We start from the raw sequence: 17,707 nt of genomic DNA on the forward strand, positions 1-17,707 counted from the left end.
TGACGAATCGGATACGTACATCATTCATGAGATAAAATGTGAACCAGGTGAAGGGGTTACGAAATACATTCATGAAGAAAAAAATTTAGCATAATATCTTTAATCTAAGAATACTATTTTGTATATATTGAATGGAGGAAAAGAAAATGTTGGATGTAGGATTGTTGTTGATTCGTTTGGTGATTGGGTTGTCATTTATGGCGCACGGGGCTCAGAAGTTGTTTGGATGGTTCGGGGGATATGGAATCAAGGGGACCGGAGGCTGGTTTGAATCGATGGGGATGAAACCCGGCGCATTGGTAGCGTTGCTGGCAGGGCTCGCTGAATTCGGCGGCGGATTGCTGCTGGCTCTGGGTCTGCTCACACCGGTAGGCGGCATTCTGATTGCTTTGACTATGGTTATTGCGATTGTGAAGGTTCATGGTGCGAACGGATACTGGTCCACACAAAACGGGTTTGAATATAACCTTGCGATCCTGGTGGTTGGTGTAGCACTGGCTTTGACAGGTGGAGGACAATACGCACTGGACGCATTAATTTTCTAAGAGCGGTAAGCGAAATGAATAATGAGTACCTGGACGCCATAATGATGGCGGAAGGGTGCTCTTTTTTTGCTAACGGAAAAGAGAAGAATCTGCTGTACGTAATCGGTTATTTTCGGTAAAGATTATGGTACAATAGGAAAGTTGGATACTAAATCAGGTCTACGGCATGAATGAAGCACAATGCTTAGGGAGGATGAACTCCGTTGTAAATGTGTAAAATTAACATAGGATGCTTAACTGCCTAATATGCGAAATGCGAATGTACAATCAACCGGCATAGCCGGATTGCATAAAGATTGAATGGTAGACCGGCCTCGCCGGATTAACGTGAATGAACGGACGAAAGGGATAGAATCTATGAGCAAAGCTGCAGATAACATTCTTCAACAGGAAGTGGACAAACGCCGGACGTTTGCCATTATTTCTCACCCGGATGCGGGTAAAACGACATTGACCGAGAAACTGTTGCTGTTCGGGGGCGCTATTCGTCTTGCCGGTACAGTAAAAGCTCGGAAAGCAAGCAAACATGCAACAAGTGACTGGATGGAGATTGAGAAACAGCGGGGGATCTCGGTAACATCTTCCGTAATGCAGTTTGATTACCTGGGTCATCGCATCAACATCTTGGATACACCGGGTCACCAAGACTTCAGTGAAGATACGTATCGTACACTGACAGCTGCCGATAGCGCAGTAATGTTGATTGACGTGGCCAAAGGTGTCGAGGCACAGACTATTAAATTGTTCCAGGTTTGTGCGAAGCGTGGTATTCCGATCTTTACCTTCATCAACAAGCTGGACCGTGAAGGACAAAGTCCGTTTGATCTGATGGAAGAACTCGAAAACGTACTGGGCATTCGCTCCGTACCGATGAACTGGCCGATTGGTACAGGTCGTGAACTTTGTGGCGTGTACGATCGGATGAAAAATCAGGTGGAGTTGTTCCAAGGGGACGATCACTCGACGATTAAAGTACAAAAAGTGGATGGATACGAAGATCCGATCATTCGTGAGATGGCAGGAGATTATCTGCATGATCAGCTGTGTCAGGATCTAGAGCTTCTGGATGTTGCAGGAGACCAGTTCGACATGGAGAAGGTACAACGTGGTGAACTGACACCTGTATTCTTCGGTAGTGCCATCAATAACTTCGGCGTGCAGACGTTCCTCGAGAACTTCTTGCAGCTCGCACCGAAGCCGGAACCACGTCGCAGTACAGCGGGTGAGATTGAACCAACGAATGAGAAGTTCAGCGGTTATGTCTTCAAAATCCAGGCGAACATGAACCCGGCACACCGGGATCGTATCGCATTCCTGCGGATTGTATCTGGTAAGTTCCAACGCGGTATGAGCGTGAAGCATAATCGTGTGGGCAAAGAAATCAAACTATCGCAGCCTCAGCAATTCCTGGCACAGGATCGGGATATTGTAGAAGAGGCTTACGCAGGCGATATTATTGGTCTCTTCGATCCGGGTATCTTCCGGATTGGCGATTCATTGAGCCAAGGTAGTGAGGTTATTTTTGACGAATTGCCAACATTCTCACCAGAGATTTTTGCCAAAGTTACGGTTAAAAATGCATTGAAACATAAACAGTACCAAAAAGGGATTGACCAGTTGACCGAGGAGGGTACGATCCAGGTATTCAACACCGTTAGCTTCGACGAGACATTGCTCGGCGTAGTGGGTCAGCTCCAATTCGAGGTATTTGAATACCGGATGAAAGGCGAGTACGGGGTAGACGTGCAGCTACAGCGTATGCCATATCAATTTGCACGCTGGATCGTGGACGAGAATCTGGACCCAAGTAAATTCCGGATCAACTCCGCTCTGGTGAAAGATAAAAAAGGAAATCATGTAGTCCTGTTCGAAAATGAATACGCGATGAGAACCGCAATGGACAAAAACCCAACGGCGAAATTCCTGGAGACAGCTCCATAAGTCGTTATTTCCTAAAATAGCAAAGACAGCAGAAGAAAAACCTAAATCCCTGATCAGAGGGGGTTAGGTTTTTTTGCCGTTCCCAGCGTTTATAGCTCATTAAGGATTTCGCCGCAAAAATAACTTTCAGTCATCGTTCAGTCTTAATTGAGCGGCTTTTTCCTTTTCTAAAACACGGGTATACACAAACAAGGTACAGCCTCCTGAGTTTTGCTCAGTGGCTGTACCTTGTTTGGTTGGGGAGCCTAATTAGTCTATAGGGATATAACTGCCTTGCTCTTGGAGCAAGGCATCATCCAGACCAATGAGCCAAAATCCTTCTTTGCAGACAGAACAACGTGATGATGGTACCTTTCCCTCCAAGGCTTCAGTTATCTGATGGGTTGAACGGGAATGGTGTGCAGATGCTCCTGCGCGATTTGAATTAATTCTTCCTGCTTAGCAGGTTCCGTGTTCTTCCAGATCATTTCGAAAATGGCACCAAGTCCGGGTAATGCTGCTTCCGGTCCATCTACAGAACCTTCGATCATCTCCCGGAGCTGATCATCACTTTTATCATGAACCTTATGAACAATCGCTTCACGCAGGCTTAATGTAATTGGCATCGCAAGTCCCTCCTCGTATATTCGGCTGCTCTAATACTGTTCCCTGGGAAGCGTGAGCGCATTCAAGTTTATTGGGCTTTGTGGTATACTACGAAGGATATTTACATTTACCCTTTAATTGAAAAATGGACTACCAATAGATGCGTAATGCTGAAGTGCAGCGGGAGGTTAGACCCTAATGGCAAAAAAACAATATGCCGTCATTGGCATGGGACGGTTCGGATCAAGTGTAGCCAATGCGCTGAGCGGCATGGGATTCGACGTACTGGCCATTGATGCGGACGAGCAGCGGACCCAGGAAATGTCCAATGTGGTGACTCATGCCGTATCGGCAGATTCGACGGACGAAGAAGCGCTGCGTGCGCTGGGCATACGAAATTTTGATGTCGTCGTTGTGGCGATTGGTGAAGACATTCAGTCGAGTATTCTCACGACCCTTATTCTGAAGGATATGGGTGTACCGGTTCTGATTGTAAAAGCACAAAATGAGCTTCATGGTAAAGTATTGCAGAAGATCGGAGCAGACAAGGTTATTTATCCTGAACGGGATATGGGACTACGTGTAGCCCATCATCTGACATCTCCAAACATTCTCGATTACATCGAGTTATCTGAGGATTACAGCATTTTGGAGATGAGAGCGTCCGAGCAAATGATCGGTAAAAATCTGCTGGAGCTAAATATTCGTGCACGTTTCGGTTGCAATGTGATGGCGATTCGCAGTGGGAATTCGATGAATATCTCTCCGTATGCGGAGGATCGGATTGCGGACGGGGATGTGCTGATCATTGTTGGCCATAAGGACCATTTGACGAAAATGGAGCTTGCATATCCAAAGTAATAAGTACGTTGATGGGATGATGGAACATTCTTTGGTCGGATAATTTCAATTCGTCATGTAATATGTTGATAAAAAATCCCGCAGACGGGAAGGATGGAAAGATGGATATTGTATCACCGCAAAATACACGTGTGAAGGAATGGGCACAGCTGCTGGAGAAAAAGCACCGTACCCGTCAACATAAATATATTATTGAAGGCATTCATCTCGTACAGGAAGCGCTGCGCGCCGGGGCAGATCTGGAATGTATCGTTTACGATGGGGAGCAGGGTGTACCCAAGGAACTGGCTGGACAGGAGGCTCCACTTCAGCGTGTGGAATGGATTAGTGTATCCCCTGCGGTTATCGCCAAGTGTACGGATACGATGACCCCCCAACCTGTTTTTGCCGTTGTACATAAAGGTCGTGAGCCGCTGCAAAGCTTGTTGTCGTCCTCCAAGGGGCTGGTCGTTGTATTGGACAATGTTCAGGACCCTGGTAATGTGGGAACGATCATTCGCAGTGCGGATGCAGCGGGAGCGGCAGGTGTTGTGCTCGGTGCGGGTTGTGCTGATGTCTATAATCCGAAAACGATCCGTTCAACGATGGGGTCATTGTTTCATTTGCCGATTGTAGAAGGACAGTTGGAATCGTTACTGCCTGAAGCAAAGGCTGCGGGTGTAAAGTTGGTGAGTACGTCTTTGCAGGCAGAATATTCGTGCTACAGTTATGATTTTACACAAACGGTGTGGCTTGTGATCGGTAATGAGGGCAAGGGCATATCGGAGTCTACTGCACAACTGGTGGACGATGCGATTACGATTCCAATGCAGGGACAGGCTGAGTCACTTAATGCCGCGATGGCGGCAACGATCTTGTTGTTCGAGGCGATGAGGCAGCGTATGGTTTAGCCGATGAATAATATACTTCGTTATCATATGAGGTAAGAAATATAAGCTTATTCCTACTTGAACGATGAGTGGGGAATGGGCTTTTTTGCATGGTCGGAGAAAGTGGAAATAAATAAATCGAACGATATGGAGCTGGTATGCCAATATATAGTGTAAGGAGGAAGGGGATGGATGATGAGTGAGGCAGAAAAGTACATAAAACTTGTGGAATTAACCCGGGCTGGCGATTACGAAGCATACGGGGAGTTATATGAGCTAACGGTGATGGATGTGTATCGCACTGTTCGTTTTCTGATTCGTGACTCATCTGACGCGGAAGATCTGGTACAGGAAATTTATATTCAGGCATACAGGTCATTAGAGCGTTTCGATTCGGAGAGAGCGTTTCGTCCATGGTTAATGGGTGTGACAATGCGACAGGTCCGAAGTTACCGGCGCAGACGATTGACGCAATTTCGTTTTAGCAAACGGATGGAAAAGTCTGATACGGGGCTTGAGTATGATTTTTCCGGAGACTTAATCAACAAACTGGCAAATCGTCCTCTGCTTGAGCAGGTACACCGATTGCCATACAAGCTGCAGCAGGCCATCACTCTTCACTATTTGAACGAGTACACGCAAGAGGAGATTTCATGCATATTGGACATTCCGCTAGGAACGGTGAAATCGCGTATTCATGCGGCATTATCCAAGCTGAGACAGAATCAGAAGTTGGACCTATGTATTCGGGGAAAGGTGGAGGATTTGCATGAATCTCGATGAACAGCTGCGAACAGCCTACCAGAAAGAGACCAAAGACTGGACAATTCCTGAGAGAACAAAACATAAAATTATGAATGCTATTCGAAGTGAATCAGTTCTCAAAAGACATCGGAAAAAATGGCTGGTTACTTTGCTGCTGGCTGCTGTGCTCATCATTCCTACGGGAGCCTATGCGGGGTATACCTATTTGGCTAACGAAATGTATGGTTCACAGGAGAATATATCAGCGGTGGGTGGAACATCGGAGGATTATATGAGACTGGAAGAGAAGCTCCAGACAGCCAAAGCACACTTAAGTGAAGAGGAATTCATTCAATTTATGGATCTGATGAAGCAAATGGGACAAATGGCTTTGAAGAATGCGGATCAACAGGGAGAGATGCACCCCGAGCAATGGAGTGTCACAGAACAGACGGAATTTAATCGTCTTACTGCAGAACTGGGACCTTTTTTTGAAAAGCTGGAAGCAGCAAGTGTAGACTCTCCAAAAGAACCTTTGGACCAGGAGCAATTTTGGAAGGAACAGCTAGCAATTGCAGAGACGAAGTTTTCCAAGGAGCAGTTTACCGAGTTCAAATCGTTATATGAACAGATGAAGCAGTATGAGGCCATGGTGATGGATCAGGATGGGAACATGCATGAAGACCGATTGTCTGCGGAGCAGAAAGAAGAACTGAAGCAGGTACGTGAGCAGATTTTTCCCTTCTTGGAGAAGTTGGGACTGGATGTACGCAAACCGGGTGAGTAGCTTAGGTAGTGTTCAGGGGCTGAGGAGCGAAAGGATTTCATTCCTTTTGCTCCTTTTTATTTTGTAGAGATGATTTTGTAGATATTCTTCTTATCTGCGTTGCATATTCAGCCGATACTGATGCGGCGTAGTGCCTGTTGCATTGCGGAAGACTTTGCAAAAATAAGATGGGCTGGACATGCCTACACGGTGGCCTATTTCCGGAACAGCGTGTGTAGTACTCGTGAGTAACACACAAGCATGACGAATACGGGTAGCCTGGGCGTAAGCAACGATGGTAGTTCCGGTAGTTTTTTTAAATATATGGGACAGATGATAAGGCGAGAGATGCAGTGTATCTGCGATATCCTCCAGATGAAAAGCTTCAGTGTAGTGCTCTTCAATCCAATGCATGACAGCCTCAGCATGAGGATGCAGAGCTGAAGAACCCGCTGGGAGCGCAGTAGAGTTGGGAAACCGCCTGTCTTTCCAAAGGTAGCGAAGCTGTGCGAGAAGTCCAAGTAAAAAAAGTCGTGTATCCTCTTCCGCTTCATGTGGAAGCAACGTAGGCAGAATATCGGCAAATTGCTCAATCATCTGGACCAGTGGGGATGAGGCGGAAAGACGGATAGGTTGAAGTGGAGACGTATGTCCAAGAAGGTCCAATGTAAAACGATTGGATACGGCAAATTGCCGAGAGTGCGAGTTCAGCAGATGCTGCTCATACATCAGGACGCTGCGAATAAAGGGATGTTCTTTCGTGACTTGAATCTGGATCTGATGCAGCTGAAAAGGGCGGAATATCATCAGTGTACCCGGTTCTAGGGGGAATGCCTGACCCTCGGTTATAAGCTGTCCATATCCATCATGGATATACGTGATTTCCATCTGTGAATGAGCGTGAAAAACTTCTCGGAACGCAGTGGTGGAGGTTCGACGGCATGCCAGATTAAATTGATCCTCAGTGATGATGGGCATTAGGAATGCCTCCCCTTCAAGAGCGCAATATAGTTTTATTTTATCACAAGATGAACGCATAAAAGCGCTTTATTATTGTGTATTGTGAAGGGAATAAGGGAGGTATACATTCATGTTAAAAGTAGCCATTATTGGAGCAGGCGCCATCAGCACAGCGCATATTACAGCGTATTTGGCATTTCCTGAACGATGCCAGATCGTAGCTGTGGTGGATATGTACACGGAAAAAGCACAGAAACGAATTAACGAATACGGATTGAAAGGAGCGCAAGCTGTTACCGATTACCATGAATTGCTGGATCAAAACATTGATTTGGTTTCCATCTGTACCCCTCCATATACCCACGCACCGATCACATGTGATTTTCTGCATGCAGGTACACATGTGCTTGTCGAAAAACCGATGGCCTCTTCTTTACAAGAGGCGGATATGATGCTGGAAGCGGCGCAAACGAGTGGTAAGCTGCTTTCGGTGGTGGCGCAGAATCGCTTTACAACACCGATGATGAAACTGAAAGATGTGCTGGATAGCAAACTTATGGGTCCCATTGTCCACGTACAGGTCGATTCGTTCTGGTGGCGGGGCCATAATTATTATGATCTGTGGTGGCGTGGTACATGGGAAAAAGAAGGCGGTGGCTGTACACTTAATCATGCGGTCCATCATATTGATGCGATGCTTTGGATGATGGGTCCTCCGGTGGAATTGCAGGCGATGATGGCGAATACGACGCATGATAATGCCGAAGTAGAGGATATTTCCATGGCGATGCTTCGATTCCAAGAAGGAGCACTTGGTATGATCACCAGTTCCGTGGTACACCACGGAGAGGAGCAGCAGTTGATTTTTCAGGGTAAAGAGGCCAGGGTATCTGCACCCTGGAAGGTCGTTGCTTCTACGGCACGAACGAATGGATTCCCAGAACCCAATCCAGATTTGGTACAGAAGATTCAGAAACTGAGTGACGACTTAGCGGATGTTATTCATGTGGGGCATGCCGGACAAGTGGAGAATGTGCTAAACGCCATTGAGACAGAATCACCGCTTCTGGTGGATGGGAAGAGTGGTCGGAATACACTGGAACTCATTGTTGGTATCTATAAATCGGCAAGTACGGGAGAGAAGGTTACTTTTCCACTAGAGGGAGAGGATGCTTTCTATACAAGGGAAGGGATTATGAAAAATGCGGTGCACTTTTATGAAAAAAAGACAGCCGTAGAGAACTTCGAGGATGTGGAAATAACGTTAGGGAGAAAGTTGGAGTCTTAGTTAAATAAAAAAAGAGGCCAGTCCCACAGATATTGTGAGATCTGGCTTCATCTTATTGAAATCCTATTTACAAAATAAAATCAATACACCCGATGTTTCCATCCATTTAATTTTGCGATGGCTTCCAGATAATAATAATCTCCATAGATCAGGGAGACATCGATGAAGGAATTGCCGCTGCCTGTGGCGTGCAGCAGAATTGATTCATGCTCTGGCTGATCCCAGACCGCATAGTTCTCTGTTAAGGAACGCAGAATTCGTTCGGCTGCATCGGCATAGAGTCGTTTCTCACCTTCAGGAACGGCGGCGGCCAGTTCCAGCAGACCGGATGCAGCGATTGCTGCGGCAGAGCTGTCCCGGGATTGATCATCCAGGGTAGGAAGTCTGAAATCCCAGTAAGGTACATGATCCTCTGGAAGCGCAGCAATAAAGTAATGGGCGATTCGTTTCGCTGTGTTCAGGAAACGCTCATCTTGGGTATAACGATACGTATTAGCGAATCCATATAACCCCCATGAGGTACCACGACTCCATGAGGACTCAGGAGCATATCCCTGTCCGCCAAAACATTCAATATAATGACCATCCACCGGGTCAAAGGAAAGGATATGTTTGGTTGATCCGTCTTCACGAACACCATACTGCATGGTCGTCTCGGCATGGCTAATGGCAATATGTTTGTAGCGGGGATCTCCCGTCACTTCTGAAGCCCAGAACAACAAAGAGATATTCAGCATGCAATCAATAATGGCCCAGCCATATTTGTCTTCATTCCACGCACGAATGAATTTGCCTGCCGGATTATAGCGTCCTGCAAGGAAATTGGCTGCCTCCAGACCACGTCTGAGAGCATCATCATCACCTGTAAGTTTATGTTTGATTACAGCAGTAGAGAGAAACTGAAAGCCAACATCGTGATGAAGCTCTCCTGTTGGTTTTACAAACCATTGCTCCAAAGTTTCATCCCACGACCATGCCGCATCCCGGTAGCTTTTCTCTCCTGTCATATCGTACATAATCCACAGCATACCCGGCCAGAAACCTGAAACCCACCAATCGGTGTTGATGTTATCATACTTCCCATCATCGCCGGCAAAATGAGGACATTTATCCCCAATGTTTTTTTTCATCTCTGGCAATTTGTTTTCCAGCTTCTGCATGACTTCCTGCCAATATGTCGTAGTTACAGCGGATTCTGCCTTGGCCATGAGATAACCTCCTTAGGGTTAATTGGAAAGTTAAGATAACGCTTTCCTATAAGGAGATTATATCTTTTTAAAAATCTTAAAAGTTGTGTTAGGATATGAAGAAATGTTGCTCTGTTGTCATTGTGAAGAAGGAGGAACGAGAATGTTTGAACGTGTGGACTTTGAGGGAAATACTTTGGTGTGGGATTATCAAATTAAGTCTGTGAACGACTTCAAAGGATATTATCATTGGCATCAATGCGGAGAAATCCTCTATGTCCATGAAGGGCAAGGCATTGTGGTTTTGAATAATCATACCTATCCCATTCGTAAAGGCATGCTCTTCTTTTTTCAGCCCTATCAGCTGCATCACGTTTATGCCGAGGTGCATTCAGATACACCGTATGAAAGGAATATTTTCTATGTAGAACCCATTGTAATGGATCGATATTTGGAAGCGTTCCCGTATCGCCGTGCTTTTTTTTCAAGGTTATGGAAAGGCAGAAATCAACAGCAGGTTTTTGATCTAAGTTCATCTATGGATCAGGTGGATTGGATATACAAAAGTTATCACCAGTCACGCAGTCGAATTGGGGGAGAGTGGGAGGAATCAGTGCTGTTTTTGCTTCAACTCCTGAATGTTTTGGATCAACAAAATGATGTGGAACAGGAGAGGCAACCATACTTGGTCGAATCACGTCAATTAAGACATGCGGAGAAGATGATGCATTGGATTGAAGAGCACTATATAGATGAAATCAGATTGGATCATATGGCGAACGATATCCATTTATCCAAGTCTTATGCTTCCCGTATCTTTCAGCAAGAAACAGGAAGCAGTATTACGGACTACGTCACAGCCCGAAGACTCAAGCAAGCTTATCTTCTGCTGGAAACGACAACAATTTCCGTTGAAGAGGTTGGCAGAAGGGCGGGATTTCCCAATGGCTCTTATTTCATTCAATTATTTCGCAAGTCGGCGGGAACTACTCCGCTTCAGTATCGGCAGCATTTTGAACGCAGCAGCAGACATTAAATCACATGAGTGTAACTGCTGATGTTATTAAAAGTAGCGTCAGAACATTATCGTAATGAAATTTAAAGTGCTATTTTAAAATTGCAATGTATTCGGAAGTTAAAGCGAAAATGAAGTTTTCTCTTCTAAAATAGAATGAATTTCTATACTTTCCTCAAAAGTACGTCCTACAGCCACTTATCGGCCCACCGTTCTACGGCGCTTAATGCGCGCCCCAACTCTGTGCCTTTGCGGGACAACATATATTCTGTCCGAACAGGGCGCTCCGTAACCACATGACGCACGACCAATCCCTCTTCCTCAAGTTCCTTCATCCGTTCATTAAGTACCCGTTTGCTCAGGTCCGGGATATAAGCGTGAATTTCACTGAATCGTTTGGGTTCTTCCATCAATGTATGAATAATGAGGGCTACCCATTTCCGGCCAATGATCTGATAAGACTGTTCCACCTTTTCGCATATTTGCTTGGCATTCTCATCATCGCTCATAATAGTACTCCTTTGATTTAGTTATGCTTATTATAGCATTAGTATACTTATTGTAACCTGAGTGTCCACAAGCCCTATGTGTAAAATGTCACATACCAATTGTTCTTAATGTTACCACATAAAGCGTTAACATTAAATAAAAACCCTATGAACACTGGTGTTCACAGGTTGGACACGATTGTTGACGAATTGTGACGACAGGTGTAAGATGGGTAACGTCAATTCAATTGGTTACAATTTATAACCTTGATTAAGGTTGTGGAGAGAAGGAATGTTCCATGTTTAATTCAGGTCAGATACACAAGCGGAGGTAAGGCGGGGAACTCCCCCACTAATTCCGTCTTTTGTCATGCTTGGATTTGAACATTTTGCATCATCATATACTATACTGCACAGATCACAGGAGGCACTCCAATGGACGCAATGACATTTGTCCTCTTCGGGGCAACAGGCGATTTAGCCAAACGTAAGATTTACCCTGCATTATATAATTTGTACATTGATTCGAAAATGCCGAAATCCTTCTCCGTTATCGGTCTTGGACGGCGTGAATTGTCGGATGCTGACTTCCAGGCGAATGTTGAAAAGTCACTGCATACCTTCTCCCGTCAAACACCGGAAGAAGAAGCTCAAGTTCGCGACTTCATTGGAGCTTTCCGTTATTGTTCTTTAAATAATACGAAGCTTGAAGATTACACCAAATTGCTGGAACTGGTTCAGAAACGTGAACAAGAGCTCAATATTCCTGAAAATCGCATGTTCTACATGTCGGTTGCACCGGAATTCTTTGAGCCAATCGCACTGAACATTCAAGAAAGCGGCTTAGGTAACACCAAAGGCTGGAAGAAACTTATCATCGAAAAACCATTCGGACACGATCTGCAATCTGCTCGTGAACTGAATGAGAAACTCAGCAATACCTTTGCAGAAGAAGAAATTTACCGCATTGACCATTTCCTTGGTAAACCGATGGTTCAAAATATTGAAACCCTCACTTACGCGAATCCAGTCATTCAGGCTTTGTGGTCCAATCGATACATTGCCAATGTACAGATTACGGCAAGTGAAACGGTTGGTGTTGAAGAACGTGCCGCGTATTATGACCAAAGCGGTGCCCTTCGTGACATGTTCCAAAACCATATGCTTCAGTTGCTGATGATGATTGGTTTGCACTTGCCAAAACGCTGCACACCGGAAGAAATTCAATTCAAAAAGCAGAAGATCGCTGAAGCTCTTCGTCCATTAACGAAAGAGAATATTGTTGCCGAAGTCGTTCGTGCCCAATATGCAGCAGGCGAACTACAAGGAACTTCTGTTGTTGGATACCTGGACGAGCCTGACATTCCAGCTGGTTCTCAGAATGAGACATATGTTGCCGCGAGATTGTGGATCGATGATCCATTCTGGAGTGAAGTTCCATTTTACATTCGTACAGGTAAACGCATGGCTGAAAAATCAACCAGAATTGTTGTTGAATTCAAGGCTCCACTGAAAACAGGTCATGAATCCGAAAATACAACAGAGCCTAACCTGCTGACAATTGAAATTGGACCGAAAGAAAGCATCTCGCTTCAATTGAATGCGAAAAACCCACTCAACCAAGGTGAAGTGGAACCGATGCATATGAACTTCAACTCAGGTGAACGCAACATTCCGGAAGCTTACGAAAACTTGATCTTTGACGCGATGCGTGGAGATTCTACATTCTTTGCTCACTGGAACGAAGTTGAACTGGCTTGGCAATGGGTACAGCCGATCTTGGAAGCATTCCAGGAGGGCAGTGTGCCACTCGATACGTACAGCGCTGGTTCGCAAGGACCTGAGTCAGCAGATCGTCTGATTGCAGAGAATGGCTACCGTTGGTGGTAAAAGTAATGTAAGAGCAGCATCAGAGAAGAGAACATTACAATACGTTCTGCTCAATAATATACAAATTTTTATGAATTACACCGTTCCAATTTTGCATAAGTCCTTCCGGTAATACTCGGAAGGCCGCGAAAATTTTTGATATAGATTAGTTGGCTCAATCTAAATCAGTTCGTAACAATTACGCGCGAGTAGTGTAGGGGACGAAATCGATTCTGAAGAAGCGAAGACTGCGCCTTTATCCCCGGATTTCCCCCTTGAGGGTAATGAAAAGAAATCTGGGGGTAAGAGCGATCGAAAGAACGATTCGTAACCGGAACGGCTACTGCGCCAAGGTTAAGCACTTATTTTGGAATTGGCCAGATAAAAATTAGAAATGTTCATAACAGGAGGAACTAGCAATGAAACTTGGACTTATTGGATTAGGTAAAATGGGATTGAACCTGGGTAGAAACTTGATTGACCACAAACATGATGTGGTTGCTTTTGACTTGAACGCTGAAGCTGTTAATGAAATGAAAGAATACGGCGCAACAGGCGTATCTTCTTATGCAGAAATGGTGGCTTCCCTTGAATCCCCACGTGTATTGTGGATCATGGTTCCTCACAATGTGGTTGACGCTGTATTGGCTGAAGTAAGCCCACTGTTGTCCAAAGGCGATATCATCATCGAAGCCGGTAACTCTCACTATAAAGAGTCCATCCGTCGTTACGAAGAAATGAAACCTAAAGGCATTCACTACATGGATGCTGGTACATCAGGCGGTATGGAAGGCGCACGTAATGGCGCATGTTACATGATCGGTGGCGATCCTGAAGCTTGGGCTGTAGTTGAGCCTGCATTCAAGGATACTTCCGTTGAAAATGGTTACCTGTATGCAGGTAAAGCGGGTAGCGGTCACTTCCTGAAAATGGTTCACAACGGTATTGAGTACGGTATGATGGCTTCCATCGGTGAAGGCTTCGACGTATTGGAGAAAAGCGGCTTCGATTTCGACTTCGAACAAGTTGCTCGTGTATGGAACAACGGTTCCGTTATCCGTTCTTGGTTGATGGAATTGACAGAGCGTGCATTCTCCAAAGATGCTAACCTGGATGAAATCAAAGGGGTTATGCATTCTTCCGGTGAAGGACGTTGGACAGTTGAAACAGCATTCGACCTGCAAACAGCTACGCCAGTTATCGCGTTGTCCCTGTTGATGCGTTACCGCTCCCTGGAAACAGACACGTTCACAGGTAAAGTTGTCGCAGCTTTGCGTAATGAATTTGGCGGTCACGCTGTAGAAAAAAATTAATTCATATATAACTGTTAACATATACGGATAATCGGGTAATGATGAGTATAGTTGTTTACAAAATTCATCAAGTGGAGGGAACATATCATGAAATTTTTCTTAGATACAGGTAATGTTGAAGAAATCAAACGGATCGAACGTCTTGGTCTGGTGGATGGAGTCACGACCAACCCGTCTTTGATTGCCAAAGAAGGTCGCGTATTTAAAGAAGTGATTCAGGAGATCTGTGGGGTTGTTAAAGGCCCGGTCAGTGCTGAAGTCATCGGACTTAAAGCCGAGGATATGTTGAAGGAAGCTTATGAAATTGCTGAGTGGGCACCGAATGTAGTGATTAAACTACCGATGACCGAAGATGGACTCTATGCTTGTCATGAACTGACCCAAAAAGGAATTAAAACCAATGTAACGCTGATCTTCTCTGCAGCACAGGGCCTGATGGCAGCGAAAGCTGGCGCAACTTACATCAGTCCATTTGTTGGTCGTCTGGATGATATTGCGGTGGATGGCATGAAGCTGATTCGCGATCTGCGTCTCATTCTAGATACGTACGATTTGCCTTCCGAAATTATTGCAGCAAGCATCCGTAATATCAAACATGTGGAGGATGCAGCCCTTTCCGGTGCGCATATCGCGACCATTCCGGGTTCGCTCCTGCCAACATTGTGGAAACACCCACTGACAGACAGTGGCATTGAGCGTTTCCTGAAAGATTGGGAATCTGTTCCGAAATAATAAAATGTGGATAGGGTCTGATTCCTCAGAGCCATATTTCATTAAAAAGCCTTTCGACTTGCAGATAAACAAAATCTGCTGGCGAAAGGCTTTTTTAGTTGTAAGTGATGAGATCCCCGTACGAGCAGGTGCTGTCCTTCTTTTTCGGGACAACAGTGCATAAGGATAGTATATAGCCTATAGCTCATCCCGCAGGGGAGGGACGCCCGATGATGAGAAGACGATGGCGAAGCCGAAGACGCCGCAAGCCGCCAAGTGGCAGGCGCAAAATGTGGTTGATTATTTTATTGGTAACAGCGTTTTGTTTGATGCAGGGTTTCGCCTATGTAGACAAGAAAATGAAACCGCCCATCATGCATCTGGCCAAAATCAGAGTGAAGCAAATTGCAACGGAAGCGATCAATAAGGCAATTACTGCGCAGGTTTCCGAAGGTAAATCCACCGAAGGATTGATTGACTGGAAAACCGATACGGCTGGGAAAGTGTCCGGATTCATGCTGAATTACGATGAGCATATGCGGATCACTGCGAGTACGATGAACATCGTGCAATCCACTTTGCAGAACGTGCATATGTTAAAAGAAAAAATTCCGCTGGGGCAGGCGTTGGGCAGCCCGGTACTGGCATCCTTTGGTCCAAGTATACCGGTTCGTATTGAGCCTCAGGGGGCCGTCAAGGTGGATCTGAACACCCGTCAGCAGAACGCCGGTATAAACATGATTCTGGTTGAAGTGTACATTCACATCATTGCCGAAGTCGCGGTGGTGGTGCCCTTTGACATGGAACCCGAGACCGTTGATACGGAAATTCCGATATCTTACCTGTTGGTGGTCGGGGATGTGCCGATGTATTACTATGATAATCAGGGCAAGCCGGTGGGCAGCAACGGTAGCAACGCACCCGCAATTGCACTTCCATCCGGTCAGACTGGTGTTTCGAGTGGTCATGGAGGAGCACCGAATTCAAACTCTTCCAACCAGCAGCAGGCTCCAGCAAACGGTCTGAACGGAAATGGACTGGAGGTTGAGCCGGATTTGTCTGATCCGAATGGGGGATTGCAGCTTGACGTAGATGTAAACCACTGATGAGTCAAAGGCAAATATCGAATAAAAAAAACGGGGCCTCTATATGAGGTCCCGCTTTGCATTAAAAATCATCTCAATACTAAATAGATACTTCTTATCTTTTGTTCCAACCTCATTTTGCTTCATTTGCTTTTGGCTTTTTTCTGTTTGCGTTCTTCCTGCTCCCAATGCTTTAGATTCGGGTAAGGGTCAAATGACCATTCATTCAGCCCGCTATCACGATAGATCCCATAGTGCAGATGAGGAGGAAACTTGCCTTGTGTACCCGGTTTTCCATACCCTGAACTACCCACCCAGCCCAAAACCTGACCAGGGGTAACCACTTCGCCGATATGGGCGTTTTTGTCGAAGCCGGATAGATGAGCATAATAGTGGTAATGGTTGTTCAGATCACGAATACCGATACGCCAGCCGCCAAACGGATTCCAGCCTTTAATCTCCACGACACCGTAACAGGTACTGCGCACAGGCAGGCCATGTGGTGCAAAAATATCCGTGCCTTCATGAATGCGGTACCCACCCCAACTGCGTTTTGTCCCCCAGGTGCTGCGGTAAGAATAGTTGGTTCCGAGAGGAACGGGGAAGGCGTGATCAAAGAGATCGAGGTTGTCAAAATGCTCATATAATTTCGCGAATTGCTGAATGCGCTGCACCGCACGGGAGTTATGATAATATTCCCATAGAGCAATGTTGAAGTCCTCCGGCTTGTTCCCATAATTCTTAATAATGGAAGCCATGCTGTAGAGTACGTCCAGGTCATTATTGGCATCTGCTACACCATCACCAGAACCGTCACGACCATAACCATTGAAAAAGACAATGGAGCCCGGATGTTGATCCGTCTCATCTGGATTGAGCCAGCCTCTCCAGGCTGGGGAGGTCATGAATATGCCGGTCAACCGTTCCGGATGTTTACGATCTTTCGGATGTGCACGCGAGATGGTTCGTTCGTATTGATCAATTGCTGCGAGCCTGTACCAGGGAATTTGGGTCATCTGACCAATGCTTTCATATAGATGTCGGCGTGAAGCGAAAATTTCCGCTGGTTTTTGCTTTACAGCCTGTGGTTTGGAATCAACGGCGGTGGGTTCACCGTAAACATCAACAGGCAAGAATGGGAGAAGCAGTGTGCCTGCAAGCAATGTTTTGATCCAAAAGGAATAAGTTAACCGCGATGTAAAGCGATCTTGCACAGGGAAGCAGCCCCCTTTCCAATGAGATGATGCACATGGTGCCCGGTGAACCAAGCTATAACCTAGCGTTCTTCAAAAGTCTTCATTTTATCCATGTAAGCATTTTGCATAAATCCAAAAAGCGACTTTCAATCAGCGAGAGGTAGATCGAAATGGGTTTATTCGTCTACCTCTCGTACTCGGGAGCGAAGGAATCGAATTATGCAAAATGCGGATGTAAGACATGAATGCACAAGATGTGACAAATGGGGGTTTTTCCAGCGCTT

Annotated in this window: 17 protein-coding genes; 12 read left to right on the forward strand and 5 right to left on the reverse strand. The window is 45.6% G+C overall.

All coding sequences use genetic code 11. From position 1 onward, the window contains the following. Positions 1–146: 146 nt before the first annotated feature. Together HP548_RS05210 and HP548_RS05215 are read left to right on the forward strand one after the other, a co-directional pair. Complete coding sequence (locus HP548_RS05210; RefSeq protein ID WP_053783291.1) at positions 147–545, forward strand: DoxX family protein; 399 nt, start codon at positions 147–149, stop codon at positions 543–545. A gap of 357 nt (positions 546–902) precedes the next feature. Continuing rightward, positions 903–2,486 (forward strand): peptide chain release factor 3, encoded by a 1,584-nt coding sequence (locus HP548_RS05215; protein ID WP_076290948.1) that lies wholly within the window; start codon positions 903–905, stop codon positions 2,484–2,486. A gap of 371 nt (positions 2,487–2,857) precedes the next feature. Here HP548_RS05215 and sspI read toward each other — a convergent pair whose 3' ends face one another. Beyond that, a complete protein-coding gene (gene sspI / locus HP548_RS05220; RefSeq protein WP_062324046.1) occupies positions 2,858–3,091 on the reverse strand; it encodes a small acid-soluble spore protein SspI in 234 nt (77 codons plus the stop codon). A gap of 178 nt (positions 3,092–3,269) precedes the next feature. On the opposite strand from sspI, the gene HP548_RS05225 reads away from it, so the two are divergent. The 4 genes from HP548_RS05225 (at position 3,270) to HP548_RS05240 (ending at position 6,332) form a co-directional block, all read left to right on the forward strand. Continuing rightward, on the forward strand, positions 3,270–3,932 hold the full coding sequence (locus tag HP548_RS05225; RefSeq protein ID WP_064635682.1) for a potassium channel family protein: 663 nt from the start codon (positions 3,270–3,272) through the stop codon (positions 3,930–3,932). Between the two features lie 101 nt (positions 3,933–4,033). Continuing rightward, positions 4,034–4,822: a TrmH family RNA methyltransferase gene (locus HP548_RS05230; RefSeq protein WP_099858013.1), complete on the forward strand. Its 789-nt coding sequence runs from the start codon at positions 4,034–4,036 to the stop codon at positions 4,820–4,822. A gap of 171 nt (positions 4,823–4,993) precedes the next feature. Beyond that, the gene (locus tag HP548_RS05235) at positions 4,994–5,584 is read left to right on the forward strand and encodes a sigma-70 family RNA polymerase sigma factor (protein ID WP_175381112.1); all 591 of its coding nucleotides are present in this window, start codon (positions 4,994–4,996) and stop codon (positions 5,582–5,584) included. Further along, positions 5,571–6,332, forward strand: a complete 762-nt coding sequence (locus HP548_RS05240; protein ID WP_099858014.1) for a DUF3600 domain-containing protein — start codon at positions 5,571–5,573, stop codon at positions 6,330–6,332. The genes HP548_RS05235 and HP548_RS05240 overlap by 14 nt, the downstream gene beginning before the upstream one ends. Before the next feature lie 90 nt (positions 6,333–6,422). Here the strand turns inward: HP548_RS05240 and HP548_RS05245 are convergent, their stop codons facing one another. Beyond that, on the reverse strand, positions 6,423–7,289 hold the full coding sequence (locus HP548_RS05245) for an AraC family transcriptional regulator (protein ID WP_099858015.1): 867 nt from the start codon (positions 7,287–7,289) through the stop codon (positions 6,423–6,425). A 112-nt stretch (positions 7,290–7,401) separates the two neighbouring features. Between HP548_RS05245 and HP548_RS05250 the strand changes: the two genes are divergently transcribed. Then, positions 7,402–8,559, forward strand: a complete 1,158-nt coding sequence (locus tag HP548_RS05250) for a Gfo/Idh/MocA family protein (protein WP_099858016.1) — start codon at positions 7,402–7,404, stop codon at positions 8,557–8,559. Positions 8,560–8,639: 80 nt separating this feature from the next. Here HP548_RS05250 and HP548_RS05255 read toward each other — a convergent pair whose 3' ends face one another. Further along, positions 8,640–9,767 (reverse strand): glycoside hydrolase family 88 protein, encoded by a 1,128-nt coding sequence (locus HP548_RS05255; RefSeq protein WP_175381113.1) that lies wholly within the window; start codon positions 9,765–9,767, stop codon positions 8,640–8,642. A 142-nt stretch (positions 9,768–9,909) separates the two neighbouring features. Between HP548_RS05255 and HP548_RS05260 the strand changes: the two genes are divergently transcribed. After that, complete coding sequence (locus HP548_RS05260; protein WP_175381114.1) at positions 9,910–10,782, forward strand: AraC family transcriptional regulator; 873 nt, start codon at positions 9,910–9,912, stop codon at positions 10,780–10,782. Positions 10,783–10,949: 167 nt separating this feature from the next. Here the strand turns inward: HP548_RS05260 and HP548_RS05265 are convergent, their stop codons facing one another. Next, on the reverse strand, positions 10,950–11,270 hold the full coding sequence (locus HP548_RS05265; RefSeq protein WP_024632671.1) for a winged helix-turn-helix transcriptional regulator: 321 nt from the start codon (positions 11,268–11,270) through the stop codon (positions 10,950–10,952). A 414-nt stretch (positions 11,271–11,684) separates the two neighbouring features. Here HP548_RS05265 and zwf point away from each other — a divergent pair, with 414 nt between their 5' ends. From zwf to yunB, 4 genes are all read left to right on the forward strand, one after another. Next, entirely contained in the window at positions 11,685–13,139 is a 1,455-nt protein-coding gene (gene zwf / locus HP548_RS05270; protein ID WP_175381115.1) for a glucose-6-phosphate dehydrogenase, read from the forward strand. A gap of 398 nt (positions 13,140–13,537) precedes the next feature. Then, complete coding sequence (gene gnd, locus HP548_RS05275) at positions 13,538–14,431, forward strand: phosphogluconate dehydrogenase (NAD(+)-dependent, decarboxylating) (protein ID WP_076290940.1); 894 nt, start codon at positions 13,538–13,540, stop codon at positions 14,429–14,431. Between the two features lie 87 nt (positions 14,432–14,518). Continuing rightward, positions 14,519–15,163 (forward strand): fructose-6-phosphate aldolase, encoded by a 645-nt coding sequence (gene fsa, locus HP548_RS05280; RefSeq protein WP_024632668.1) that lies wholly within the window; start codon positions 14,519–14,521, stop codon positions 15,161–15,163. Positions 15,164–15,372: 209 nt separating this feature from the next. Next, a complete protein-coding gene (yunB, locus tag HP548_RS05285) occupies positions 15,373–16,248 on the forward strand; it encodes a sporulation protein YunB (RefSeq protein WP_076290939.1) in 876 nt (291 codons plus the stop codon). 122 nt (positions 16,249–16,370) lie between these two features. On the opposite strand, the gene HP548_RS05290 is transcribed toward yunB, so the two are convergent. Then, positions 16,371–17,441 (reverse strand): M23 family metallopeptidase, encoded by a 1,071-nt coding sequence (locus tag HP548_RS05290; RefSeq protein WP_076290938.1) that lies wholly within the window; start codon positions 17,439–17,441, stop codon positions 16,371–16,373. Between the last annotated feature and the right edge of the window lie 266 nt (positions 17,442–17,707).

Source organism: Paenibacillus taichungensis, assembly GCF_013359905.1.
Lineage (GTDB): Bacteria > Bacillota > Bacilli > Paenibacillales > Paenibacillaceae > Paenibacillus > Paenibacillus taichungensis.

Excerpts from the sequence above, each read along its gene's own strand:
- HP548_RS05210 (WP_053783291.1), top strand. The coding sequence starts at position 147 with ATGTTGGATGTAGGATTGTTGTTGATTCGTTTGGTGATTGGGTTGTCA.
- HP548_RS05215 (WP_076290948.1), top strand. The coding sequence starts at position 903 with ATGAGCAAAGCTGCAGATAACATTCTTCAACAGGAAGTGGACAAACGC.
- sspI (WP_062324046.1), bottom strand. The coding sequence starts at position 3,091 with ATGCCAATTACATTAAGCCTGCGTGAAGCGATTGTTCATAAGGTTCAT.
- HP548_RS05225 (WP_064635682.1), top strand. The coding sequence starts at position 3,270 with ATGGCAAAAAAACAATATGCCGTCATTGGCATGGGACGGTTCGGATCA.
- HP548_RS05230 (WP_099858013.1), top strand. The coding sequence starts at position 4,034 with ATGGATATTGTATCACCGCAAAATACACGTGTGAAGGAATGGGCACAG.
- HP548_RS05235 (WP_175381112.1), top strand. The coding sequence starts at position 4,994 with ATGATGAGTGAGGCAGAAAAGTACATAAAACTTGTGGAATTAACCCGG.
- HP548_RS05240 (WP_099858014.1), top strand. The coding sequence starts at position 5,571 with ATGAATCTCGATGAACAGCTGCGAACAGCCTACCAGAAAGAGACCAAA.
- HP548_RS05245 (WP_099858015.1), bottom strand. The coding sequence starts at position 7,289 with ATGCCCATCATCACTGAGGATCAATTTAATCTGGCATGCCGTCGAACC.
- HP548_RS05250 (WP_099858016.1), top strand. The coding sequence starts at position 7,402 with ATGTTAAAAGTAGCCATTATTGGAGCAGGCGCCATCAGCACAGCGCAT.
- HP548_RS05255 (WP_175381113.1), bottom strand. The coding sequence starts at position 9,767 with ATGGCCAAGGCAGAATCCGCTGTAACTACGACATATTGGCAGGAAGTC.
- HP548_RS05260 (WP_175381114.1), top strand. The coding sequence starts at position 9,910 with ATGTTTGAACGTGTGGACTTTGAGGGAAATACTTTGGTGTGGGATTAT.
- HP548_RS05265 (WP_024632671.1), bottom strand. The coding sequence starts at position 11,270 with ATGAGCGATGATGAGAATGCCAAGCAAATATGCGAAAAGGTGGAACAG.
- zwf (WP_175381115.1), top strand. The coding sequence starts at position 11,685 with ATGGACGCAATGACATTTGTCCTCTTCGGGGCAACAGGCGATTTAGCC.
- gnd (WP_076290940.1), top strand. The coding sequence starts at position 13,538 with ATGAAACTTGGACTTATTGGATTAGGTAAAATGGGATTGAACCTGGGT.
- fsa (WP_024632668.1), top strand. The coding sequence starts at position 14,519 with ATGAAATTTTTCTTAGATACAGGTAATGTTGAAGAAATCAAACGGATC.
- yunB (WP_076290939.1), top strand. The coding sequence starts at position 15,373 with ATGATGAGAAGACGATGGCGAAGCCGAAGACGCCGCAAGCCGCCAAGT.